Source organism: Ignavibacteriales bacterium (assembly GCA_016709155.1).
Taxonomy (GTDB): Bacteria; Bacteroidota; Ignavibacteria; order Ignavibacteriales; family Ignavibacteriaceae; genus JADJEI01.
Map to the genome: position 1 here is coordinate 72,701 of JADJEI010000001.1, position 24,805 is coordinate 97,505.

At 35.0% G+C, this 24,805-nt stretch carries 24 protein-coding genes; 6 read left to right on the forward strand and 18 right to left on the reverse strand.

The features are described 5' to 3' along the window. The first annotated feature begins 71 nt into the window (after window positions 1-71). Entirely contained in the window at window positions 72-2,147 is a 2,076-nt protein-coding gene (locus tag IPH11_00380; GenBank protein MBK6912196.1) for a carboxy terminal-processing peptidase, read from the forward strand. Window positions 2,148-2,157: 10 nt separating this feature from the next. Here the strand turns inward: IPH11_00380 and IPH11_00385 are convergent, their stop codons facing one another. From IPH11_00385 to IPH11_00395, 3 genes are all read right to left on the reverse strand, one after another. Further along, a complete protein-coding gene (locus IPH11_00385) occupies window positions 2,158-2,865 on the reverse strand; it encodes a hypothetical protein (protein MBK6912197.1) in 708 nt (235 codons plus the stop codon). Window positions 2,866-3,045: 180 nt separating this feature from the next. Then, a complete protein-coding gene (locus IPH11_00390) occupies window positions 3,046-4,578 on the reverse strand; it encodes an aldehyde dehydrogenase family protein (protein ID MBK6912198.1) in 1,533 nt (510 codons plus the stop codon). Window positions 4,579-4,596: 18 nt separating this feature from the next. After that, window positions 4,597-5,013 carry an Rrf2 family transcriptional regulator gene (locus IPH11_00395; protein ID MBK6912199.1) on the reverse strand — a complete coding sequence of 139 codons (417 nt, stop codon included), beginning with the start codon at window positions 5,011-5,013 and terminating at the stop codon, window positions 4,597-4,599. A gap of 404 nt (window positions 5,014-5,417) precedes the next feature. Between IPH11_00395 and IPH11_00400 the strand changes: the two genes are divergently transcribed. After that, window positions 5,418-6,752 carry an L-lysine 6-transaminase gene (locus tag IPH11_00400; protein ID MBK6912200.1) on the forward strand — a complete coding sequence of 445 codons (1,335 nt, stop codon included), beginning with the start codon at window positions 5,418-5,420 and terminating at the stop codon, window positions 6,750-6,752. 56 nt (window positions 6,753-6,808) lie between these two features. After that, entirely contained in the window at window positions 6,809-7,489 is a 681-nt protein-coding gene (gene rsmI / locus IPH11_00405; protein ID MBK6912201.1) for a 16S rRNA (cytidine(1402)-2'-O)-methyltransferase, read from the forward strand. Here rsmI and IPH11_00410 read toward each other — a convergent pair. The 9 genes from IPH11_00410 to IPH11_00450 are packed head-to-tail and all read right to left on the reverse strand — an operon-like array spanning window position 7,486 to window position 15,683. Beyond that, the gene (locus IPH11_00410) at window positions 7,486-8,016 is read right to left on the reverse strand and encodes an adenine phosphoribosyltransferase (protein ID MBK6912202.1); all 531 of its coding nucleotides are present in this window, start codon (window positions 8,014-8,016) and stop codon (window positions 7,486-7,488) included. The genes rsmI and IPH11_00410 overlap by 4 nt on opposite strands. Window positions 8,017-8,021: 5 nt before the next feature. Then, a complete protein-coding gene (locus IPH11_00415; protein ID MBK6912203.1) occupies window positions 8,022-8,771 on the reverse strand; it encodes an enoyl-CoA hydratase/isomerase family protein in 750 nt (249 codons plus the stop codon). Window positions 8,772-8,784: 13 nt separating this feature from the next. After that, the gene (locus tag IPH11_00420; GenBank protein MBK6912204.1) at window positions 8,785-9,396 is read right to left on the reverse strand and encodes a hypothetical protein; all 612 of its coding nucleotides are present in this window, start codon (window positions 9,394-9,396) and stop codon (window positions 8,785-8,787) included. Between the two features lie 9 nt (window positions 9,397-9,405). Continuing rightward, window positions 9,406-10,407: a tRNA dihydrouridine synthase DusB gene (dusB, locus tag IPH11_00425; protein MBK6912205.1), complete on the reverse strand. Its 1,002-nt coding sequence runs from the start codon at window positions 10,405-10,407 to the stop codon at window positions 9,406-9,408. Window positions 10,408-10,449: 42 nt separating this feature from the next. Further along, window positions 10,450-11,634: an MFS transporter gene (locus IPH11_00430; protein ID MBK6912206.1), complete on the reverse strand. Its 1,185-nt coding sequence runs from the start codon at window positions 11,632-11,634 to the stop codon at window positions 10,450-10,452. A 33-nt stretch (window positions 11,635-11,667) separates the two neighbouring features. Further along, window positions 11,668-12,822, reverse strand: a complete 1,155-nt coding sequence (locus tag IPH11_00435) for a CapA family protein (GenBank protein ID MBK6912207.1) — start codon at window positions 12,820-12,822, stop codon at window positions 11,668-11,670. A 60-nt stretch (window positions 12,823-12,882) separates the two neighbouring features. Next, a complete protein-coding gene (locus tag IPH11_00440; protein ID MBK6912208.1) occupies window positions 12,883-13,074 on the reverse strand; it encodes a histone H1 in 192 nt (63 codons plus the stop codon). A 30-nt stretch (window positions 13,075-13,104) separates the two neighbouring features. Then, complete coding sequence (locus tag IPH11_00445; GenBank protein MBK6912209.1) at window positions 13,105-15,105, reverse strand: 4Fe-4S dicluster domain-containing protein; 2,001 nt, start codon at window positions 15,103-15,105, stop codon at window positions 13,105-13,107. Window positions 15,106-15,110: 5 nt separating this feature from the next. Next, complete coding sequence (locus IPH11_00450; protein ID MBK6912210.1) at window positions 15,111-15,683, reverse strand: biotin transporter BioY; 573 nt, start codon at window positions 15,681-15,683, stop codon at window positions 15,111-15,113. 428 nt (window positions 15,684-16,111) lie between these two features. Here IPH11_00450 and IPH11_00455 point away from each other — a divergent pair, with 428 nt between their 5' ends. The 3 genes from IPH11_00455 to IPH11_00465 are packed head-to-tail and all read left to right on the forward strand — an operon-like array spanning window position 16,112 to window position 17,906. Beyond that, the gene (locus tag IPH11_00455; GenBank protein MBK6912211.1) at window positions 16,112-16,867 is read left to right on the forward strand and encodes a 1-(5-phosphoribosyl)-5-[(5-phosphoribosylamino)methylideneamino] imidazole-4-carboxamide isomerase; all 756 of its coding nucleotides are present in this window, start codon (window positions 16,112-16,114) and stop codon (window positions 16,865-16,867) included. Between the two features lie 9 nt (window positions 16,868-16,876). Beyond that, window positions 16,877-17,431 (forward strand): cyclic nucleotide-binding domain-containing protein, encoded by a 555-nt coding sequence (locus IPH11_00460; protein MBK6912212.1) that lies wholly within the window; start codon window positions 16,877-16,879, stop codon window positions 17,429-17,431. Then, a complete protein-coding gene (locus IPH11_00465) occupies window positions 17,421-17,906 on the forward strand; it encodes a universal stress protein (GenBank protein ID MBK6912213.1) in 486 nt (161 codons plus the stop codon). Before IPH11_00460 ends, IPH11_00465 begins: the two co-directional genes overlap by 11 nt. Window positions 17,907-17,946: 40 nt before the next feature. Here IPH11_00465 and IPH11_00470 read toward each other — a convergent pair whose 3' ends face one another. From IPH11_00470 to IPH11_00495, 6 genes are all read right to left on the reverse strand, one after another. After that, complete coding sequence (locus IPH11_00470) at window positions 17,947-18,843, reverse strand: polyprenyl synthetase family protein (protein MBK6912214.1); 897 nt, start codon at window positions 18,841-18,843, stop codon at window positions 17,947-17,949. A 77-nt stretch (window positions 18,844-18,920) separates the two neighbouring features. Continuing rightward, window positions 18,921-19,622: a twin-arginine translocase subunit TatC gene (gene tatC / locus IPH11_00475; GenBank protein MBK6912215.1), complete on the reverse strand. Its 702-nt coding sequence runs from the start codon at window positions 19,620-19,622 to the stop codon at window positions 18,921-18,923. A 72-nt stretch (window positions 19,623-19,694) separates the two neighbouring features. Continuing rightward, window positions 19,695-20,990, reverse strand: a complete 1,296-nt coding sequence (locus IPH11_00480) for a serine hydroxymethyltransferase (protein MBK6912216.1) — start codon at window positions 20,988-20,990, stop codon at window positions 19,695-19,697. An 85-nt stretch (window positions 20,991-21,075) separates the two neighbouring features. Further along, window positions 21,076-22,299 carry a tetratricopeptide repeat protein gene (locus IPH11_00485; GenBank protein ID MBK6912217.1) on the reverse strand — a complete coding sequence of 408 codons (1,224 nt, stop codon included), beginning with the start codon at window positions 22,297-22,299 and terminating at the stop codon, window positions 21,076-21,078. Between the two features lie 76 nt (window positions 22,300-22,375). Continuing rightward, window positions 22,376-23,623, reverse strand: a complete 1,248-nt coding sequence (locus IPH11_00490) for a hypothetical protein (GenBank protein MBK6912218.1) — start codon at window positions 23,621-23,623, stop codon at window positions 22,376-22,378. After that, on the reverse strand, window positions 23,620-24,804 hold the full coding sequence (locus IPH11_00495) for a hypothetical protein (protein ID MBK6912219.1): 1,185 nt from the start codon (window positions 24,802-24,804) through the stop codon (window positions 23,620-23,622). The genes IPH11_00490 and IPH11_00495 overlap by 4 nt, the downstream gene beginning before the upstream one ends. Between the last annotated feature and the right edge of the window lies 1 nt (window position 24,805).

Sequence of the window (24,805 nt, forward strand, 5' to 3'; positions counted from 1 at the left end):
TATTTTGTTACTTTGTTTTATTTACTTACTGAAACTTTAAAAATATTTTGAATTTTAAATCGGCAAATAATATGAAAAAACTTCTCATTGCCGCAATTGTCATAATTGCTGCAAATTTTTTAATAATTCGTTCATCACAAATTTTTACTAACGATAAAGATTCCTCTGATACTTCCAAGGTTGTACAGCCCGAAGAAATATTTTCTCAAGAGAATCAAATAATAAATACAATATTATCACGCTATCATTACAACAAGTTTCAACTTGGTGATTCACTATCTTCAGTCATTTTTGATCGCTATATCAAATCGCTAGACCCAAGCAGAAGTTACTTCCTCAAATCTGACATTGACGAGTTTGAGGCATTCAGATATAAAATTGATGATTTCTTAAAACTTGGTGAACTTAACCCTGGCTTTACAATTTTTAATCGTTTTAAAGATAGATTAAACGAGCGTATTGATTTTGTTCAAAATATTCTAAACGATGAATTTGATTTCACTAAAGACGAGTATTATCAAATTGACCGCGAGGATGCCGATTGGCTTAATAGCAGTAATGATGCAAATGAAATTTGGAGACTTCGAGTCAAGAATGATGCACTAAATCTCAAAATCGCCGGTAAGGAATGGAGTGCCGTTAAAGAGACATTAAAGAAGCGCTATGAAAGTTATCGCAAGGCAGTGATTCAATATAACAGCGAAGATGTATTTCAATTATATATGAATGCTTATACTGAAGCGCTTGATCCGCATACAAATTATTTCTCACCAATGACCTCTGAAAATTTTAATATTGATATGAGTCTTTCTGTTGAAGGTATTGGTGCACAACTCCAAAATGAAGATGAATATGTTAAAATAGCTGAAATCATCCCCGGCGGTCCCGCAGCTAAAAGCGGGTTACTTTTAGCTGATGATAAGATTGTTGGAGTTGCTCAGGGAACCGACGGCGAAATGATAGATATTATTGGTTGGCGTGTAAATGATGCAGTGAAATTAATCCGCGGAGAAAAAGGCACTACTGTTCGATTATCAATCTTATCTGCTTCCGATGGAGTTAATGCATTGCCGAAGGAAATAACCCTCGTGAGAGAAAAAGTAAAACTTGAAGAACAGGCTGCAAAAAAATCAATGCTCGAATTGTTGAAAGACGGAAAACCCTACAGAATTGGAGTCATTACTATTCCAAAATTTTATAGTGATTTTGAAGCACAGCAGCGAGGAGAGAAGGATTATAAAAGTACAACTCGAGATGTTAAAAAAATACTTGCAGAACTAAAAGAAGAAAAAGTTGATGGCGTTATAATTGACTTACGGAACGATGGGGGAGGTTCATTAAACGAGGCAATTGATCTCACTGGTTTATTTATCAAAGATGGACCTGTTGTTCAGGTAAAAAACAGTGATGGCACAATTGAAGTCGGTGAAGATCCTGATCCGAATATTATTTATGATGGTCCACTTGCTGTTATTGTAAATAGATTTAGTGCATCAGCTTCGGAAATATTTGCAGGTGCAATTCAAGATTATGGGCGGGGATTAATACTCGGTGAGCAAACTTACGGTAAAGGCACTGTGCAAAATCTAATTGATCTTAACAGACTTATGCCCGGGTCGAAAGATAAACTTGGTCAGGTGAAATTAACTATTGGAAAATACTACCGTATAACCGGTGGAAGCACTCAAAATCTTGGAGTTATCCCGGATATACTTTTCCCTTCTGCTTTCGATGCTCACGAATTTGGTGAAAGCTCGGAACCAAGCGCACTTCCATGGGATCAAATTAAATCTTCGCAGTATCAGATGTTTGGTGATTTTAAAATGAATTTATCCAAATTAAAATCTTTACACGAAGAAAGGATTAAAACCGATCCTGAGTTTGATTTCCTGCTTGAAGATATTCAACTTTACAAAGATTCAAAATCGAAAAAATTAATTTCATTAAACGAAAAGATCAGACGACAGGAAAAAGAGGAATCCGACGAGCGAAGTTTTCAAAGAGAAAATGAAAGAAGAAAATTAAAAGGGCTAACTTTACTTAAAAAGGGTGAGGTTGATACAACAAAGAAAGAAAAAGAAAGTGATCCAATCCTTGATGAAAGCGGAAATATTTTGGTGGATTTAATTTCCCTTTCGATTGGATGATTAGATTTTTTTAATCTTTTATTATCTGCAGAAGAGAGTTTTTTGCAATTGGAAGAATTGTTGCTCTAAATGGCAATATTAAATTTGTCTCGCAAAGATATACTGCAGGATTTAGTATCTCATCATAAGTTCGTATAAAATCTGCAGCAAGCCTTTCGACCGATGATTCTACTAATTCGATGGGTATTGAACGAAGAAGAAGAAGCGATACAATTTGGGTTGGGTCGGTATCAATCCATTTAAAAATAATTTCATATTTATAGATATAAAGTGATTCAGAATTTTGATCATCTATCAGAAAGTATCCTTTACCTCGATATTTTGCTGCGGGATTAATATTCTGAATGCGAAGATTCTCTGTGACAAAATCTTCGATAACCTTTGCTTCCTCATGCAAATTTTTAAGCGACGGAAAAAACCACTCCGAAATTTTCAGATTCAGATCAGTAGTATTTTGGCACTTAATGTTTGAAGAGTCCACTACACCCTTCGAAAAATTATCTCGCTGAATTTGTAATTTATTCGTGACAGTTCTGTCGAGTCCGAAAATATTATTTTTTTCCAGCTCGATTAGAAATGACTCAACTTCGTTGATTGACGGATACAACTTCAAATGAGTAATGTCATCTTCCCAGATTTTCATCTTGTTCATCAAGCTATATACTAATGATTCTGGATCGGAATTGGTTTCAAATAATTGCTTAATAATCTGCTTCATCGTAATTCTAATTTTTGGCTTGAATAGCAAAATTTGAACCAAAGATAAATTATAAAAAGCCGATTATTTTAATTGAAAAGTAAACGTAAAATTTTGAAATTGAAAAAATTACAGGTAAAAAAAGAAATGACTGGAAAACCGGGGAGATTCAATTAAAAAGAATCTCCCATGAAAATAGTGTTAAAGCTCGAACTTAATGCCTTGTGCTAGTGGCAAAGTTGAACCAAAATTGATTGTGTTTGTTTGGCGACGCATATATGCTTTCCATGCATCAGAGCCTGATTCTCTTCCACCTCCTGTTTCTTTTTCTCCTCCAAAAGCACCGCCAATTTCCGCACCTGATGTACCGATATTTACATTAGCAATTCCACAATCAGAACCCCATGCTGAAAGAAATTCTTCAGCTTCACGCATGTTATTTGTAAAAATTGATGAGGATAATCCCTGCACTACGGAGTTTTGTAATTCAATTGCCGAAGAAACATTTCCCGAATATTTTATTAAATATAGGATCGGCGCAAATGTCTCTTCCTGCACTATTTGAAAACTATTTTCCGCTTCAACAAGTGCGGGCATAACATAAGTACCTGATTCAAATCCTTTGCCGCTAAGAACTTGTCCGCCGAAAAGTAGTTTACCCCCCTCTTGTTTAACACGTTCGATAGCTTTAGTAAACTCATTAACTGCGTCCTTATCTATCAAAGGACCAACATGATTTTTTTCATCAAGAGGGTTTCCTATTCTTAAACTTGAATATGCCTTAACAAGAGATTCTTTAACTTTATCGAAAATACTTTCATGGATGATCAATCTTCTTGTACTGGTACATCTCTGTCCGCATGTTCCAACTGCACCAAATACTACTGCAGGAACAGCCATTTTCAAATCCGCATCGGGGCTCATAATAATTGCATTGTTACCACCAAGCTCTAGTATTGATTTACCAAATCTTTTTGCGATAACTTGTGCGGCATGGCGACCGACATTAGTCGAACCTGTAACCGATATAAGAGGTATGTTTTTATCATTTAATATTGTTTCCCCTATTGTAGATCCTTTACCAACTATCAAAGAAAATATACCTTCTGGTAAATTATTCTCTTTAACTACTTGCGAAACTATTTTTTGAGTGGCAATAGCAGATAGTGGCACTTTTGATGAGGGCTTCCATAAATTTACGTCACCACAAACTGCAGCAAGCATTGCATTCCATGCCCAAACTGCAACTGGAAAATTAAAAGCTGAAATAGTTGTAACTATCCCTAATGGATGATACTGATCGTACATCCGATGATTTGGTCTTTCTGATTGCATTGTGTAACCGTATAACTGTCTCGATTGACCAACTGCAAAATCACAAATATCAATCATCTCCTGAACTTCACCTAATCCTTCTTGTAATGATTTACCCATTTCGAAAGAAACTAATGATCCTAATTCCTTTTTATATTCTCGAAGTTTTAATCCTATCTGTCTTACAATCTCCCCTCTTTTTGGTGCGGGAATGGTTCGCCAATACTTAAATGCTTCAAGCGAAGTTTTAATAATATTGTTATAATCATTTTCCGATGCTTGATAAACTGAAGCAATCACTTCTCCATTTGCCGGAGATGAAATTGTAAGTTTTCCTTCTGACATAGTATGATTCCATACACTGCCTGTTGATGAGCCAAAATTATTTTCTTCTATCCCGAGCCTTTTTAAAAAATCCATGGTTTCTCCTTTAGAATTTTATTTTGTTTTATCTATTATTTGTTTTAGAGTTAATGATTTCATTTTGTCTTCAATTTCGACTTGGATATCTGCGAACAGCTTGAGAAAGAAATCATTTAATTTAGCTGATCGCTCATTTTTTTGTATGTGCTCTTTATTTACATTCAAGTGAAATGCTTTTCTATCTTCGATAGCACAATAAATCTCTTGCAAATGAATATCGGCAGGATTCTTTTTAAGAACGAAGCCACCGTAGGTTCCAATGTTGCTTTCAATCATTTTAGTCTTCACCAGCAAAGAAAATATTTTACGTAGCTTAGAAGCGTTTATTCCAATACTTACTGAGATCTCTTGACTTGTTTTGCCAGCAGGGGAAGCTTCAGCCAGATAACATAATGCTTTTACAGTTGTTGAAAGTTTTGTTGATGCTGACATAATTTAATTTATTTGTTACAGTAAGTGTAACTAATGGACAATTGATTTCCAAATTAATTATTTAACCAATCATTTAGCCAATATTTGAATTGAGAAACTATATTAGACAAAGTAAAGTGCAATTTTTGACCAATTTCAGAAGGATCATTAAAAAAGCAATGGGAGCAGATTTGAATTTTCACATTATCTTGCTTAAGTTGCTATTGAAATGTTAACAGTTTGTATGAAAATAAAAATTAAAAACTTCCAAAAAATTACAGGCAAAAAACTGCTTAGGAGTTATTTTGTCTCCCGATTCGAAAATTTATTCTAATTTTCTGCCTCCTCTCCGTTCTAATCTTTTTTTTCATTATTAAATTTTAAAGGATAATACCATGTACAATAATAATTATGATGAGGCTGTTATGGATAAATCAACTGTAATAAAACCAGAGAACGTTCACGAAACTTTAAATAAATATATTCTAACAGATGGTTTCCCGTTTGTTTTGGATCTAGAAAAAAGCTGCGATGTTCATTTAGTTGACAAGCTATCTGGAAACACCTACCTCGACTTCTTTACTTTTTTCGCATCATCCCCGCTAGGGTTAAACCATCCTAAATTAAATAGCCCTATTGTAAAAAAAGAACTGGCAGACGCTGCAGTAAACAAACCGTCCAATTCGGATATTTACACAACCCAAATGGCAGAATTTGTAGATACATTTGCGCGAGTAGCGATGCCTCCTTATATGAAACACCTTTTCTTTATTTCTGGCGGCGCCTTAGCTGTGGAAAATGGGTTGAAGGTTGCCTTCGATTGGAAAGTCAGAAAGAATTTCCTAAAGGGTTACAAAGAGGAAAAAGGTCAAAAGGTAATTCATTTTAAGCAAGCCTTTCACGGAAGAAGCGGTTACACTTTGTCTCTTACAAATACCGATCCGAATAAGGTTTTGTATTTTCCGAAATTTGATTGGCCAAGAATTACAAACCCCAAAATTACTTTCCCTCTTGAAAATAATATTGATCAAATTATTAAAGACGAGGAAGCAGCGCTTAGAGAAATCCAACAGGCGATCAAAAATAATCCTGATGATATTGCGGTTATCATAATTGAGCCAATTCAGTGTGAAGGTGGGGACAATTATTTCAGAAAGGAATTCTTTTTAAAACTTAGAGAAATTGCGGACCAAAATGATATTATGTTGATGTTTGATGAAGTACAAACCGGGTTTGGTATGACTGGAAAATTCTGGGCTTCGGACTATTATGTTCAACCTGATATTATTGCTTTTGGTAAGAAAGCTCAGGTTTGCGGGATAATGGTTTCCGATAGAGTTGATGAAGTTGAAGATAATTGTTTTAAGAAATCAAGTAGAATCAACTCCACCTGGGGAGCTGATCTTGTTGATATGGTCAGATCAACTCACATACTTAGAATAATTGAACAAGAAAACCTGATAGAGAATTCAAAAGTGTTGGGTGAATATCTTTTAAATCAATTATATAATCTGCAAGCAAAATACTCAAACTTAATTCAGAATAGCCGCGGACTTGGATTGCTCTGTGCTTTTGATTTTAGAACAGGAGAACTAAGAGAAAACTTCAAGCAATACTGCCTCGATAATAAACTTATCATACTTGGTTGTGGTGAAAAGTCAATCAGATTCAGACCACCACTAAATGTAACTCAAAATGGTTTAGATGAGGGCTTGAATATTATTGAAAAAGTTCTCAATTTTATGTCATCAATAAACTAAATTAATAACTACTTGCACGATGCGGCTCCGACTAAGGAGCCGTTATCGTTTTAAATATAATTATGTTATACGTCGTCAGCACTCCAATTGGTAACTTAAAAGATATTACTTTCAGGGCGATTGAAGTATTGCGCGATGTTGATTTTATTGTTTGTGAAGATACACGAGTAACTTCAATCCTATTGAAACACTACGAAATCTCGAAAGAGTTAGTTTCTTTAAATGCATTCTCAGAAAGATTTAAAATTGATAAAGTTATTGAACGATTATCTAATGGTGAAAACTGCTCAATCGTTTCTGATGCTGGAACACCGGGGATCTCCGACCCGGGTGCGAGATTAATTTCTGCATGTATAAAAATTGGTATTGGTGTCTCATCAGTACCCGGAGTCAGCGCAGTTATTACTGCGCTCTCAATTAGTGGACTGCCGACAGATTCATTTGTTTATTATGGATTTTTACCAATAAAAAAGGGGCGACAAAAAAAATTACAAGCAATTAGGGACGAAACTAGAACTGTTATCATCTACGAATCTGTTCACAGAATAGAAAAACTCATCAAAGAATTCTCTGAGTTATTTCCAGAAAGAACCATTGTTATATGCAGAGAGCTTACTAAAAAATTTGAGGAAATTTGGCGAGGTAAAGCGAGTGATTTATTTAATTCATTAAGTGAAAAAACTATCAAAGGTGAGTTTGTTGTTTTGATTGCTCCACAAGATTGGATTGAAGATTAATTTTCGTCGCTGTATTTAATAAGCGAATTGACCACGTATTTTTTCAGTTTATCTCTGCCGCTCAAAAACGAAAGTTCAATAATAAAAGATAACTGAACTACCTCTCCACCCAGAGTTTCAATCAATTTACAAGCGGCTTCAGCAGTGCCACCTGTTGCAAGCAAATCATCGTGTACTAAAACAGATTCGCCAGGCAAGATTGCATCCTTATGTATCTCAAGCACATCTGTACCATATTCCAATGAATATTCAACTTTGATTTTTTCTGCAGGTAATTTCCCCGGCTTCCGGATTGGAACAAATCCAGCATTAAGTTGCTGAGCCAGCATCGGACCGAAAATAAATCCTCTTGATTCAATTCCGGCAACTTTATCAATATGAATATTTTCCGTAAAGCTTAATAAATTATTGAGAGACATTTTCAACACAGTGGGATTTTTTAGAAGCGTTGTGATATCGCGAAACATTATCCCCTGCTTTGGAAAGTCTTTGATCGAGCGAATATATTTTTTAAGATCGTCGTACATAACTTTTATTTTATGTTTAAAAAAATGCTAATTCCTTTAATAAAATCTTCCGAGCTCCGGCTAATAACATTTTGATTAACCGCTAATCGAATTGCTGAATCTAAATTTAAATCGCCGATGTTGTTGATCAATTCTTTTGTCAGTTTCAGACTCAATGCAGAATTGTTGTAAAGTTTTGCGGCAAATTGAATTGAATCAGAGATGATATCGTCAGACACTTGATTGACCAGCCCTTTTTTAAATGATTCATCTGCATCAAAAATTTCTCCGGTCAGTAAAAATTCTTTAGCCCGCCCTTCGCCAATTCTTCTGATTAAAAATATAGAAACAATAGCTGGAACAAAGCCAATTTTTACTTCCGGATAACCAAACCTTGCATTCTTTTTATCAGCAATAATAAAATCACAGACCGAGGCTAACCCGCAGCCGCCGGCAACAGCCGGACCATTTATTGCTGCAATCACTGGCTTAGGAAATCTATATATTTTGAGAAGAAGTTCTGCGATGTTTTCCGAGTCAATTTTATTTTCAATAATTGAGTAATCTTTTAACTGCTGCAAGTAATTCAAATCTGCACCGGAACAAAATGAACTTCCCTCCCCTGTTATAATAATCACTTTAACAGAAGTATTGTTCTCCAATTTGTCCAATTGATTTTTTAACGCTATGATTAATTCTGGGTTCAAAGAATTTCTTTTATCCGGACGATTAAGTCTTATCATTGCTGTATTATTTATAATTTCTACTTTAATCATTTCCACTGCGGATTTAAAAAGTCGGCTTTGAAAGTAAACTTAAATAATAATTCATTTGCAGGTAGGTGGAGAAAAATCCAAATAAAATTCCAGCAGCCACTTGTGAAATATCATGACACCTTAACTTGATTCTTGACCAGCCGACTAAAATAACAATCGGTGATAGATATAAAGCATCGTAGCCAAGATAGATTGTCATTGCTGCAAGTGCACCTGCTGCACCAATACTGTGGGCACTAATCTTCCAAAATTTATTAATCAATACGACGATGATCGTGTTTGTGATATAACAAATCCAAAACGAAAGCGTGATAGGATTTACTTGCGATTTAACCAGTACATAAAATCCCATCATATAAAACAACACAGATACCATATATGGAAATGTTCTTTCGTCTTTAACAGTGGCATCTTCATCGCCAATCATTTGCCGTTTTCTAAGATACAAAAAAAGCATGATTATAAAACCAAATCCAAAAGTAAATGCCGTTACTATGGTAGTGTATTTTCTTTCAGGTAATACTTCAAGATTGATTGCGAAGAATGTAAAAATTAAAATCGTAAACGAAGGGGGAACAAATATAGTCGAAATAATTCTTGCCAATTTATTAGTGCTGCGACTCAAATTAATCTCTCACACTTCAGTTAGTTGATTATTAAATGTATCATTGATTAATTGTTCAGAATAGTCAGATAATATTTTTTGTACCGAATTAAAATCATCAACCTGCATCAAGCTGTTTCTGATTCGTGAAGCGTATCGCATTCCTTTCAAATAACCCGAATAAAATTTTCTATGTTCCATTACGGCACGTTTTTCACCTTTAACCTGCACGGCTAATTCGAGATGACGAATTGCAGTTTTGATCTTCTTTTCGAAACTCATTTCAGCATTCGTTCTTTCTCCAGCTAAAAGTTTTTTTGCTTCACTAAAAATCCACGGGTTTCCAATTGCGCCTCTGGCAATCATGATTCCGTCAGCGTTAGTCTCCTTAAAAGCACGAACTGCATCTTCAGCCGAAAGAATATTCCCATTCAAAACTATAGGAATGGAGACAGCCTCTTTTACTTTGGGAATCCAACTCCAATCAGCCTCGCCTTTATGCCCCATCGTTCGCGTACGGCAATGGACGGTCAATGCTTGTGTACCAACGTCCTCGAGGCGTTTCGCAATTTCAATTATTTTTATTGAGCTTTGGTCCCATCCTAATCTTGTTTTAACAGTAACCGGGAGTGCGACAGATTTAACAACTGCTTCCACGAGGTTTTGAAGATATACCGGGTCCTTTAGCAAGCCTGCGCCCGCGCCGCATCCAACCACATTTTTTACCCAACAGCCGGCATTAATATCTATCAGATCCGGATTCTCTCCTTCAGCTATTTTCGCAGCCGCTACCATCGAATCAAGATTTGCACCGTAAATTTGAATCCCGACCGGTCTCTCGGCTTCGATTATCTTTAACTTTTTATGAGTCTTCTCAGAGGCTCTAATTAAGCCTTCGGAGTTAACAAATTCTGTATAGACAACATCTGCACCAAGTTCGCGACAAATCAATCTAAAAGATATATCTGTAACATCTTCCATTGGTGCAAGAAGAATTGCTTTCTCGATTTCTATTTTTCCAACTTTAAACATGCAATTGCTAATTTTAAGATTTCTTAAATGAAAACTAATCTTTTATTCTTCAAGCTTCAAAACTTTTGGCAAATAAAATACACTTAACAAAAAAATGAATAATGTAAATATTCCCCCTGTGATGAATGGAAATTGATAGCCTAAAAACTCAAAAGCGAAACCACCCCAAAGGGGACCAAGTACACGACCAAATGCCGAAAAGGATTGATTAATCCCAAGGGTAACACCTTGCTCAGCATCTGGAGTAGCTTCTGAAATCAAACTCAATAGTGTTGGCTGCAATGAACCTGTGCCGATTGAAAGTAGAATTACAATAAGTGCAAGCCCAAGAAATGAGCCTCCGTAAGGAATTAGAAAAAGTCCGCTCATCATAAATAGTGCGCCAAATGTAATTAGTTTTCGCTGATTGAAATACTTGCTGGCAATCCTTAATAACCATCCCTGTACGATTGCTGAAGAAAGTCCAACTATTCCAAACATATAACCATTTTGTCTATCCGTAAAGTTATAAATTTTGAAACCGAGCAGAGCAAAAGTCCCATAAATATTTGCCACTGAAAAGGTAAGCATAAGAAATAGCGTGATCAATAATGCCAAATCAGGCTTTTGAAATATTTTTTTTATCGCTGCAACATCCAGGATTTTTCTTTTATTTAAAACTGCAGTTTCCCGGTTCAGATTCGATTCGGGCAGAAGTATTAAAGTCAAAACAAAGGCCAGGATTGAAAATCCTGCGCTGGCAAATCCCGTAACCATATAGCCATATTCAGCTAATAATCCCCCAATCAATGGTCCAAACACAAAACCGAGCCCGAAAGCAGCGCCGATTAACCCCATCCCTTTCGATCGTTCCTCACGAGTGGTAACATCCGCAATAAACGCTTGTGCAACACCGATACTGCTTCCTCCGATTCCTGCAATAATTCTGGAGATCAAAAGCATCCAATAAGAATGTGTGAAAGCAAAAAGAATGTAACCAAATGCATTCAGCAGCAAACTTATTACTATAAGCGGTCGCCTTCCGAACTTATCCGAAAGTTTGCCAAAAATAGGATTGAAAAAAAATTGTGTGAGTGAATAAATTGCAATTGTGACCCCAATGGCTGTTTCATCAACCCCAAGAATTTTTATTGCGAAGACTGGAAGAATCGGAATAAGAATTCCAAATCCTAAAAGATCTATAAATACTGTTAAAAAGATAAGGGAAAGAGCAGATTTATTTTTCATTAAATTTAATTAAGAATTTTTTATACATTGAAATCAAAAATTCATCTTTGAAGAAATAAATCTCTTGTCGAATAACGAAAAGATATGATGCGTATCTGAAAATGCTTCCTTCATTGCTATTTGATTTTCTCCGGATATAAAATTATAATCAATTTTATTTTCAGTGACAATGATATAACGTTTACCGAGATTTGTATCACCTTTAAAAACCCAAACAGGATGGTACTCAATATTAGAAATAAAAATAGAATCAGTTGCAATAATTTTAGTTAAAGATAAAGTCAAAATAACTCCTGCATCTGAGTAGCGCCATCTTTGATTCGATATAAAATTACCCAATGAATAAGCAACAAAGCCTGAATCAAGTTTAGCATTAGATGTTTTAATAATTCTAACCGGTTGAATGACATGCGGATGTCCGCCAATAATAATATCAGCTCCTGCGTCAATGGTTTTTCGTACAACTTCTTCCTGGAATAGATTCGGTTCACGTTGATATTCTTCACCAAAGTGAAAATTTACAAGTACTATTTCTGCTCCATCTTTACGAGCTTTTTTAATATCGGATGCGATTAATTCTTCATCAATAATGTTTATGAGATACTGTTTATGAGTTGGAATGGGATTGCCGTTTGTTCCATAAGAGTAAGCAATCACACCCAACCTGATTCCTTTTATGTCAATTATTCTGATAGAGTCCCGATCACTTTGAGTTGCAAAAGTGCCGGTATGATTTAGATTCATTTTATCTAATTCTTTAATTGTTCTAAGAATTCCATCCTCACCTCTATCAAGAGAATGATTATTCGATGTAACGAGTAAATCGAAACCTGCATTTTTTAATGCTTCAACAAATGAATTTGGAGTATTAAAAAATGGATAACCGGAATAGTTTTTCGTAGTACCTGCCAATACCGTCTCAAGATTTCCAAATGCAAAATCAGATTTAGAAATTATTTCTTTCACAAAATCGAAGACAGGATTAAAATCAAAACTATCATTTGCGACTTTTGCATAATTATATTGAACAGAATGACACATCAAGTCACCAGTTGCACTGATCGTGATCGTAACGATAGAATCCTTTCCTACAACCGAAGTTTTTGGGATAGTTAGATTAGGGAAATGACTATCAAATGAAATTACTGCAGAGAAAATTGCCAGTAAAATAAGTGAAGATTTTTTCATAAAATAAATAAGGCTGGGCTAATTTCTTAGCTCAGCCTTAAAGCATTCAATAATAAAAAATTATTGTTTTGTAGCTTTTCTTTGAGCTTTAACATCCTGAACATCTTTACGAACATTTTGAGCCAACTTTCTCAAGTCGCTCAAGCCTTTGCGTAAACGAGTTCCGGCGGCTGCCTGTCCCTTTTCGTAGAACTTTTGAAAGTCAACTTCCAGATCTTGAACAGCTTTCATTAAGTCTCTGTAATTATCCATGGCACCTCCTTATTATTAGTGATTGATTAGTTATTTAGAGTTTTCCAGAATTATTTCTGCAATATCTTTTACCGAAACTTCATCAGTTTTTTCAAAATGTTTAACGCCATCAGTAAGCATTGTCATACAAAATGGACAAGCTGAAGCAATTGTGTCAGGATTTGTTGATAATGCTTCTTTGGTTCGTTCTTCATTTATTCTGCCGCCTTCTTCATCTTCTAAGAACATCCTTCCTCCTCCGGCACCGCAGCAAAATCCTTTACTTTTGTTTCTTGTCATCTCCGTTAATTGAAGTCCTTCAATTTTATTCAAAGAGGAACGAGGTGAATTATAAACACTATTATATCTTCCAAGATAACAGGAATCGTGGTAAGTAGCATTTATTTTTTCTTCGGAAGATTTTAGTACTATTTTTCCTGAGTCTATTAGATTCTCGATCATCTCCGTGTGGTGAAGCACTTCAAAATTACCGCCGAATTGCTTGTATTCATTTTTTAAAGAATGAAAACAATGTGGACATGCAGTTACAATTTTTTTAACTCCATAGTTATTCAAAGTTTCGATATTTTCTTTCATCAGCATTTGAGCAAGATATTCATTTCCTAAGCGACGAGCCGTGTCACCATTGCATTTTTCCTCATTGCCAAGAATTCTGAAATCAATATTAGCTTTTTGCATTAATGTTGCAAATGATTTTGTAACTTTTTTATATCGTTCATCAAAGGACCCTGCACAGCCAACCCAGAATAATATTTCCCCATTAGGATCGTCTGCCATCAATTTTATATTCATTCCATCAGCCCAGTTCGCTCTGTCTGATGAATTAAAAGCCCATGGAGTAAAATTTGTTTCGAGGCTTTTAAATACATTATTTAAATTTGATGGAAATACTGATTCTGTTAGAACAAGGTTTCTTCTTAAATCTATTATTGAATCTACATGTTCAATCATTACCGGGCATTCCTGAACACAAGCCATGCAAGTTGTGCATTCCCAAAGTTCCTTGTCCGAGATATAATCATGAATTAATGATTTATCGAATACTTCAGGTTCTGTTTTGCCTTCAACTAATAATGATGCTTTGTCTTTTGTTCTTCGTCTTATATCAACAATTATTTTTCGAGGTGATAAAGATTTGCCGGAAATTGCTGCAGGACAAGAATCAGTGCAACGACCGCATTCCGTGCATGAATACCCATCGAGAATTTGTTTCCACGATAGTTGTTCGATATCTGCAGCACCAAATACTTCTATTGTTTCATCATCAAGATTAATCGGCTTAATTGTATTTCTGATTGAATCAATGTTTGCAAGAAATGTATTTGGAATAGAACTAATTACGTGAAAATGTTTCGAGTAAGGCAGAAAATTCATGAAAGTAAATACAATAACAATGTGAAGCCACCAAAATATCTCAAAAAATATATTTGCATTGGTACTATTTTCTGTGAAGAATAAACCAGCCAAATAATATGACAATGGACGATATTCGAAACCATGCGGATTAAAGTCTTGTATTGCCGCTAAAGAAATATTTTGACCGAACATTGCAATACAGACACCAACGATCATCAACAAAATAAAAACTGCGTCCTTTTGACCATGATCATCCACAATAAGCCTGGGAATTTTTTTGATGAATCTGCGATATAATGCAAACAGAACAGCGCCGATAATTAATACTCCGAATAAATCCTGAATAAAAGTTATGAGCGAGTAAGATATTCCAAGAAAAGATAAATTAAACTCTGAGTAAAAACCCTGTGCAATGCTTTCGATCACCGCAAACAGAAATAAAATAAATCCCCAAAAAATTATCAGATGCAACGTCCCGGCAACAGGATCACGAAGCAGTTTTGTTTGAAGGAACGCAACTTGCCAGACTCTCTTTAACCGAAAAGCTACATTTCTACTTCGATCATCCTTCTTTTTTCCAACAAGCAAATATTTTATAATGTTGCTAATACTATAAATAAAAATTGAAACTGATAAGACAAATACAATCAGGAATATTATCTTCTTAATTTCCATAAAAATTAAAGTGGTCTTCTTTCTGTGAAATGATTATTAACCAAGCCAAAAATAGATGAAGCGATAAAAATCTTAACCAAACTCCAAATGGAAAAAATTAAAACTCCAACTTTCATTGTTTCGGAAAGATCATGTATAAAAAACAAATCGAGATAAATCGCTCCGCCAAAAACAATAAGAAAGTTGGCAATAAACATCGCAAAAACAACAAAGAAATATTTGTTACTAAAGGCAATTAGTGTCCCCATTACAAACGCTGCGATAGGAAAACACAATAGATAACCGCCTGTCCGACCGCTCAAACGAGCCATCCCAATTGTCTCATCAGGAATATGCGCAAAAACAGGAAGTCCGATAATACCCAATGTTAAATAAAATATTTGACTAATAGCACCATCACGTGCCCCTAAAAATGCCCCAGAAAGAATACCAAAAACAGATTGTAATGTGAATGGAACCGGCTGTACGGGAATCGAAAATTGTGCAGCAATAGCTGTTAGCATTGTAAATGAACCTATCCAAAATAGTTTGGATGATTTAATTTTTCGCAGAATTTCAATCAATACAGTTGTCATCATTTAATTTTAGAAAAATTTATTCCATTTGTTTAATAATTTAAACAATCGTACCAGTGAGTAAGAAAATTAAGGCTGATAAATTGGTTAATCATTTTAAAATGTTTATGCATAATTTCTTTGATTGTGAATACTTTTACTATTTCGGATAAACAGACTCAAGCTAATCGAAATCAAATTTAAAACAGTAGTAACCAAACTCGATTTTATGGCTAAACTCAAAAAAGTACAAAATCTTTACTTAGTACAATCAAAATATGGTTAATATGAGCAGAAAAGTCAAGAAATCTATTCATTAATAGAATTTTATTTTTACTACTCTGATTAAGGAATATAATCCATTTTCTAAATGGAAATGGAAATCAAAATGAAACTGAATTTACAATTGCACCAAAAATGTTTATTTTTACTTCTAAATAAATTGAAATATAATGAATAGATACTTATTAGTAATTCCTTCAATAGATATCAAAGATGGCAAAACGGTCCGGGTAGTACAGGGAATACCCGAACTGAATTGTGCAGAATATGGAAATGATCCAGTTGAAATGGCTAAAATATGGCGAGCTGAGAATGCTAAAATGATTCATATCGTTGATTTTAATGCATTGATTGATGGTTCAAAATCTAATTGGAAAATTGTTGAAGAGATATGTTCTTCGGTTATTATTCCTGTTGAATATGCAGGAGGAATACGTACTTTAGATGACGCAGAAAGTATTTTTGAAAAGGGAGTTTCCCGAATTGTTATAAGCACCTTGGCATTTGAAAATTCAAAACTATTTATAAAAATATTTGAAAAATTTGGACCGCAGAAAATCGCGATCGGTGTTGATGTCATAGATAACGAAATTGTTACAAACGGTCGCATTTCTCGAACTGGGATGCTCTATCCTGAATTTGTTTCGAACATGAAAAGCATCGGCGTTAAAAGATTTGCGGTTACTGATGTTTCGAGAAATGGAGTTTTAGGTGGACCGAATCTTGAACTTACTAAAAACATTGCGCAAATTACCGGTGGCAGGATTACACATTCTGGTGGAATCAGGAATAAAGACGAATTATTAGACCTTCAATCTTTGATGGAACTGGGGGTTGATTCCGTTATTGTCGGTAGAGCGCTTTATGAAAATAGATTTCCCTGCCAAAAACTTTGGCGGGTAGCTGAGTCTGGAATTTTTAATTAGGATTAAAATATGGAATCAAATAGAAAAGCCATTCATTCAAACTTCTGGGCAAATATTTTTAGCTCCACTCAAGGTAGTGACAATATGAATAAATCCTTAAAATCAATTCCAATATTCAAGGAATTATCCAACAGGGACCTGAATCTCTTAAAAAAAATTGTCCACTCGCGGAATTTTGTTACAGGTGAATTTATTTTTTATCAGGGAGATCCGGGAATTGGTCTGTATATTATTCTTGAAGGCGAAGTTATTGTCCAACGTACTTTTAATTCGGATGTAATAGTAAGCATGGCACAATTTAGCAAAGGAGATTTTTTAGGAGAACTTGCATTAATTGACGGAGAGAAGAGATCGGCTTCCGCAATAGCTAAAAGCGATGCTAAACTCGCTGTTATCTTCAAGCCTGATCTTGATGAGTTTATAGCCACCTACCCGCGAAAAGGTATTCTAATCCTTAATGGAATTGCTCAAACAATTGCCGCACGTCTAAGACAAATAAATGAAGATCATTTAACGCTTCTTCAAAAAACAAATTTAATCTCGGAGAGTAACTATGGAACCTAATATCAAAAAAATTCTTGTACCAATTGATTTTTCCGATTATTCAAAAAGTGCTTTGAGGTATGCCGTAAGTTTTGCAAAGTTGTTTAATTCTGAAATGGTGATGATATATGTTGTCGAACCGATTATCTATCCACCGGATTTCAGCATGGGACAAATTGCAATTCCCTCGGTAAATACTGAGTGGGATAAAACTGCTATAGAGCAATTAGAAAAACTTTCAAAATCTGAAATTCCTGTAAATATTAAAGTGAAAGCTTTAGTGAAAACAGGGAAACCTTTTGTGGAAATAATAGAAACGGCTTCCGAAGAAAATGTTGATCTGATTATTATTGCAACACACGGGCACAGCGGAGTTGAACACATTTTATTTGGAAGCACAGCAGAAAAAGTAGTAAGAAAAGCACCCTGCCCTGTTCTAACACTAAGAGAACCAATTAAGGGATTTAATTATATGGATAACAGGGGGAAAAAGTAAAATATTAACGGTTGAAATTTTTCGTAGTTATTTAATCGTTTTAATTTTTTCTCTCAACCACAAAATCAACTAAGGATTCGAGCGATGATTTGCATTCCGAATCAGAAAAATTTGCCAAAGAGTCTTTTGCAAGTTGAGAATATTTTTTAGCCACTGAAATGGAATATTCAATGCCTCCATTTCTATGTACAAAATCTATAATTTTTTGGACTCCATCTTTACCCGGCTTTTTCAAAAGCGATTTTACTTTTGAGGATTCGGATTGGCTTACCTGATTTAGGGCAAATATCAGCGGTAAGGTTATTTTCTTCTCTTTAATATCCCCGCCAATAGGCTTTCCAATTAAAGAAAATTTACCATCATAATCAAGAATATCATCTCTAATTTGAAATGCCAAACCCAAATTGTGCCCATAATTTTTCATTGCTTCATGATCGCTCGCGAGTGAGGAAGTGCTCATCGCTCCAATCTGGCAGCAAGTTTCGAGCAAGGAGGATGTTTTGTCCGAGATAACTTTAAAATAAGTCACTTCATCAATATTTAGCTTTCTTGTTTTTTGAATTTGCAAAAGTTCTCCTTCAGACATCCTTTTGACGGCATCTGTAATCACACCTAAAAAATCAAAATCTTTTCCTTCAACTGCAATAAATAAACCTCGCGACAACAGGTAGTCACCCATTAACACAGCAATTTTATTTTTAAATATATAATTGATTGACCAGAAATTCCGTCTCTTATCAGAATTATCAACAACATCGTCGTGAATAAGAGTTGCCGAGTGCAGTAACTCAACCAATACTGCTCCACGATAACTTCGCTCATTAATCTCGCCAAATATTTTAGATGATAACAGAACAAGTAAAGGTCTGATCTTCTTGCCCTTCTGTCGTATAATATATCGTGCGATTAAGTCAACGAGACCAACTTTGGATTTCATTGCTTCTCTAAAAATAGATTCAAAGCTCGCTAATTCTCTTTGAATTGGTTTACTTATTTCAGAAATGGAATTTGAAGTCACAATTTTTTTGAAGATATTTTTGATATAAAAATACTTATCTCATAAAGTATTACTAAAGGAATAGTTAGAACTATCTGTGAAACCGGATCGGCTCCGGGAGTAACAAAAGCCGCAAGAATTAAAATCGTTACGATTGCATGTCGTCTAAATTTTCGCATCAATGAAGGTTTTAATATACCAAGTTTTGAAAGGAAGAAAGAAACCATAGGCAGTTCAAATACAAGTCCCGCTGCAAGCATAACACTTAAAATTATAGATATGTATTCGTCAACTGCAAATTCATTTTTAATCTGATCGCTCCCAAACTCTACTGCTACTCTAAGAGTGAGCGGTAACATTACGAAGTAGGCAAAAACAATTCCACTTATAAAACATAGTGTAGAAAATATTACAATTGAAAGGATATATTTTCTTTCTTTTTTCCTCAAGGCTGGGGCAATAAATTTCCAAAGTTGATAGAATAAGTTGGGAAGGCTAATAATTATGCCGCCAATTACAGCAACTTGAATGTAAAGAAAAAACTGTCCGAATGGTTTTAGATTTTGAAGTGTTGCCCCTGTATCCCGCGCAGGTTTAAGCAATATTATATAAATGATTTGATCAATAAAAAACCAGGCAAGTGCTCCACCCACTAACACGCCGATAATAGAATAAATTAACCTCCAGCGAAGTTCCTCAAGATGGTCGAGGAAGTTCATCTCAACTTCTTGAACTTCATCATCTGATTTGTTATTGGATGCTTTCTTTTCGGTTGACACAAAGTTAATAGTTTAATTTAAATCGTTGTAAAGAGGAAATTTTGAACACAAAACTTTAACTTCTAAACGCAAAGCAGCAAGCTTATCCGAATCATCAGCAGAATTAATTGCACGGTTTATAATCGAAGCAATTTGCGGCATCTCTGATTCTTTCATCCCTCGAGTTGTTATTGCCGGTAGTCCAATTCTGATTCCGCTTGTGACAAACGGGCTTCGTTGATCAAAAGGAACCATATTTTTATTCACAGTAATTCCGGCTGCTTCTAAAGTGATCTCTGCTTTTTTCCCGGTTATATTTTTATTTGTCAAATCAATTAGCATTAAGTGATTGTCAGTTCCGCCTGAAACAAGATCAAATCCGTACTCAGTCAGACTAACTGCAAGCGATTGAGCATTATTTACTATTTGCCGAGCATAGCCTGTAAATGAGTCTTCAAGTGCTTCACCAAATGCAACAGCTTTTGCCATAATTATATGCATCAATGGACCGCCTTGAATTCCGGGCATTACCATGCTATCAAGAATTTCAGACATCATTTTTGTTCTATCACCTTTGGGTGTTTTAATACCAAATGGATTTTCCCAATCTTCGCCCATTAAAATAATTCCACCTCTTGGTCCACGCAAGGTTTTATGAGTAGTTGAAGTAACCACGTGACAATGCTTCAATGGAGAATTTAATAATCCTTTCGCAATCAAGCCGGCGGGATGAGCCATATCGCACATCAAGTAAGCACCAATTGCATCAGCAATTGTTCTGAATTTTTCATAATCCCAATCACGACTGTAAGCACTTGCTCCTGTTATGATTAATTTTGGTTTTTCCTTTTTTGCAAGGTCTTCAATCAAATTATAATCTAAAACTTTTGTTTGAGGGTTAAGTGTGTAGCCAACAGCTTGATAAAGTTGCCCCGAAAAATTAACAGACGAACCGTGTGTGAGATGTCCTCCATGCGCGAGTGAAAGCCCCATAAATTTATCGCCTGGTTTTAAAAAGCTCATCAACACAGCCATATTAGCTTGCGAACCGGAATGCGGTTGAACATTAACATACTGTGCGTTGAATAATTTCTTTAATCTTTCTCTTGCTAAGTCTTCAGCCATATCAACAAACTCGCAGCCGCCGTAGTATCTTTTGCCCGGGTATCCTTCGGCGTATTTGTTGGTAAGCACAGAGCCGGCTGCTTCAAGTACAGCCGCACTAACAAAATTTTCAGAAGCGATAAGTTCTAATTTGTTTTTTTGACGTTCAGTTTCAAGCTGAAGAATTGAAAATATTTCAGAGTCTTTTGTTAAATGATTATACATAATTTTAATAGTATAGTGAATAAAAGCTAAAAAGGTTTTGAATCATGAAATTCAAAACCTATTTAGAAAATCTACAAGAATTTTATTATGGAACTGTAATGCTTCTTCCAATCCAGCCGAAGCAGCCGCCTGTGATAGGTATGCTCGTACCAGATTTGTAACCCCTGAAAAAATAATCTTCTTTTAAAGGGACTGAACTTCCAAGAGCATTTATTCTATCCTGTGCATCGGTTAAGCTCGGGTCCATATTTCTTGCACGGCGATAAGTTTCAACTGCTAATTGGTAAACTAATTTAGTTTCGAAATCAAATGAACAGCCTCTTGCCGATTGTTCGTAAAGAAGCCCTTCATAAAAAATAGCTCTTCCCCATCCCCCGCCAACTTCACTTGCTTTTTGGAATTGTGTTCGTGCTGCGGATAACTGTCCTTTATCTTTGTACACGATTCCCAAATTCAGATAATGCTCTTTCTTATCGGGTTCTAATTGAATGAGTTTTTTAAACGCATCCTCTGCTTTATCAAGTTTCTCAGTTTTTTGATACGCTGTTGCAACTTGATTCCAGTAATTTATGGTTTCGGGAGATTTTGAAATTAAATATTCCAATGCAATAATAGCTTCTTCGTAACGACCGGCTTTAATAGCAAGTGAAGCATATTTCCAAGCTTTGCCTAAATTTTCCGGATCGTTATCCCAATTCTTTTTAGTTAGGTCAACCAACTGATCAATGTTATCAACTAAACTTTCAAGAATTTGAGGCCAGGTTGTATTGTCAGGTTCACGTTCGCTTAAATAAGTATAAAGATCAAGAGCTTTGGTTTTGAGATCATTTTCATCAGAGGCATTGCTGACATACAACTGTCCTAATCTATTATAGTAATAACTTGAAATTTCAGGATCTGTTTGAATAGCCATTTCATATAATTTAATTAATGAATCGGCTGCAAGATTTAACCATGTTTCAGCAACGAATGCTTTTCTGTATTGGAAATAGCCTTTATCCACAGGGTAGTATTCAATTGCCATATCATAAAACATCATTATAGAATCCTGTGCAGATTGTTTTAATTCCGGGGTTGTGTTGGATGAATCATGCAAATACCACATTGTGTCTTCCATCTTATGATAGAAAAACTTTGCAAACTTTGATTTATCCATAGCAATTACTTCCCAACCATACGGATAGGCACTTATGTAATCTTTATTTTTATAGTATTCTGAAAAAAGGCTATAAGTTTCCAGAAGTTTTATTGAATCAGCACTAACAAGTGAGTCTTTAAAATTACTCGCTTTCATAGATGATTGACTCATGATTAAAATTATAAAAGATAAAATCAAAGGTTTAATATGCGTTTTCAATTTTATTCCCTTAAAGTTGTTGTTAGAATTATTTATCATATCTGATGAACCAGAGCTCACCTAAACTTATACCTAAATTTAATTTAATTGCTTCTTCTTTCAAAAGTCCTGAATCAATCTTTCCGCGAATAAAATATTCCAGACCGATGTCAAGAGTATTTTCTGAACCGAGTGGAATAGAAACACCACCTGAAACAGAGCACTTGTTTATACCGATATTGTTAAACACGTATTGTGTTTGTTCAAAATTTAAACCTGCACGAAGCATTATTTGTTCCCAGAATGTACTACCGATACTTCGCTTTGGTTTATATTCAAAACCTGCACTAAGTAAAAATGAATTTCTTAAATTAGAACTACGCTTTCCAGCAAATTCATAATCGCTCCACTGTTGAAAAGAATAATCTAAAGCAACCAGATATTCCTCTGAAAACATTGATGAAATTCCTAATGTTAGTCGAGGGGGAATGTTAACATCAGACCTGCCGCTAAAAATCGAATCAATTACTCCGAGTGTTTGAGAAGTTAGAACTGTATCGGCATTAATTTTTCCGAAGTATGAAATTGATCCGGCAATTCTAAAATCGCTTATAGAAAGTATATCAATTTGATTAGATAAATTGGGTGAGATAAGTCCAAATGTTCCTCCAATACCATTGAAGACAGTTCGCTTATCATACTTTGCAGAAGCACCCGAACCATCAATAAAATCTACGGCTGAGGAATAATCAATATTACCAAAATAATAATCGAATGAAACTCCGGATATAAAATCTGCCGGTAATTTATAAGATGAACCAATAAACATTTTAGATAATCCACCTGAACCTTCGTATGACAGATTGTAGGCTGAATTGATCGGATCGCCAACGGTATAGGTTTGTGCTGTTTTATAACTAACGTTTGTCACAGGAATAAGTCCGCCTGCAACTCCAATTCCATATTCTGAACTGACAGGGAATCCAAAGGTAAAACCATTTATTTCAGTTTCTGCGGAGTAAGATTTTTGTTTATTATCTGAAACAAAAATACCATTAAGACTTATACCAACTTCAAACCTGGTTTTTGAAATTTTATACCAGCCAGCCGGGTTGATTGAGTTTATAAAATCAGCATCTGAGACAGCAACTCCAAGCTTACCTAATCCAGATCGTCGGGCAGAATAAGAATATTCATAATCTCCGATGCCATACCGTGTATAAGTCGAGCTACTTTGTCCAAACGATAGACTAAACTCAAGTATAATAAATACAAATGAGAGGACAATTATTTTCATAAACCATCTTTCAAAGTATAAGTAATTTTAATTTTGGGACGGAGTAACGGATCGATGTAATCGCTGCCATATAAAATAAATTTCTCGAGTCCATTTAGTCTGTCAAAATTTTTAAGAATAATTCCCTGATTGTTATGATTAAATTGCCAACTTCGCGCATAGCTGGTAATATCGCCGGAGAATATATTTCCACTCCGATTTAATAATATAACTGAAGCCGCATCGGAGGAATCAATCGTACTGTCAATAACAAAAAATGTTGAGATGATACTTGAATAAGTCGAACCTACTTTACTTTTCAATGTATCTTCGGTTAAAAATAATTCAGCTTTATTTATCACTGAACCTTCCGGCAAAACAGTAAGATCAAAGAATAATCTTGAATTAACTGTCAACCCAGATTGAACAATAATATTTCCGACATCCGCAACAGGTAAATCGCCGGTTACAATGGAAACATCTCCAAAAATAGAAGAAGTTAAAGTATCTATATAAGCCCCAACCTTTTCAACTACTATCTGAACAGCAGGATAATTTGTCCCATTGACACCAAATGCCTCAAACCCCAAAACCTTTTGAGATAATTCTGAAGGATTTAAATACATTCCAAGATTAGAACCCATAGTTGCATCGGAAGCATAAAGCAGCCAATCACGAACAAGTGAAGTATCCAATTCAATAGAAGTTAAAGTATCAGTAATATTTTTTGAAATAATTCTATCATCGGGATCATAATTCAAAGCTGCTAAACTATCAGCCGAAAAGCCAAGCGGTGTCCAGAATTGATTAACTTTATGAATTGTAAAATCATAGGGTGCGGTTTCGTCGCCAATAAAATAATTATTAGTCAATGAAAGAGATGCAGAAAGAACCGAAATTTCACCGGCAAGAATATCTTCTTTAATACTGTCTGCAAGAGTAAAACTAAATCGCAATAATAATGACGCTTTAGTATTTTCAAATTTACCTAATAATAATCTCGAAGAGTTTCCTAACGGAATAACTTCTTTGAAATAGGTGGAGGATTGATCCGTAGAGTCAATCGAACTGTCAAAAGATTTAACTGAGATCAAGTCATCAGATAGAAATTCTTCCCCAATTGAGGATGGAGAATCACTACAAGACAAAAAATGAATTGAGAATATTACAGCGATCAGAAGAACTATTTTTTTAATTATCAAA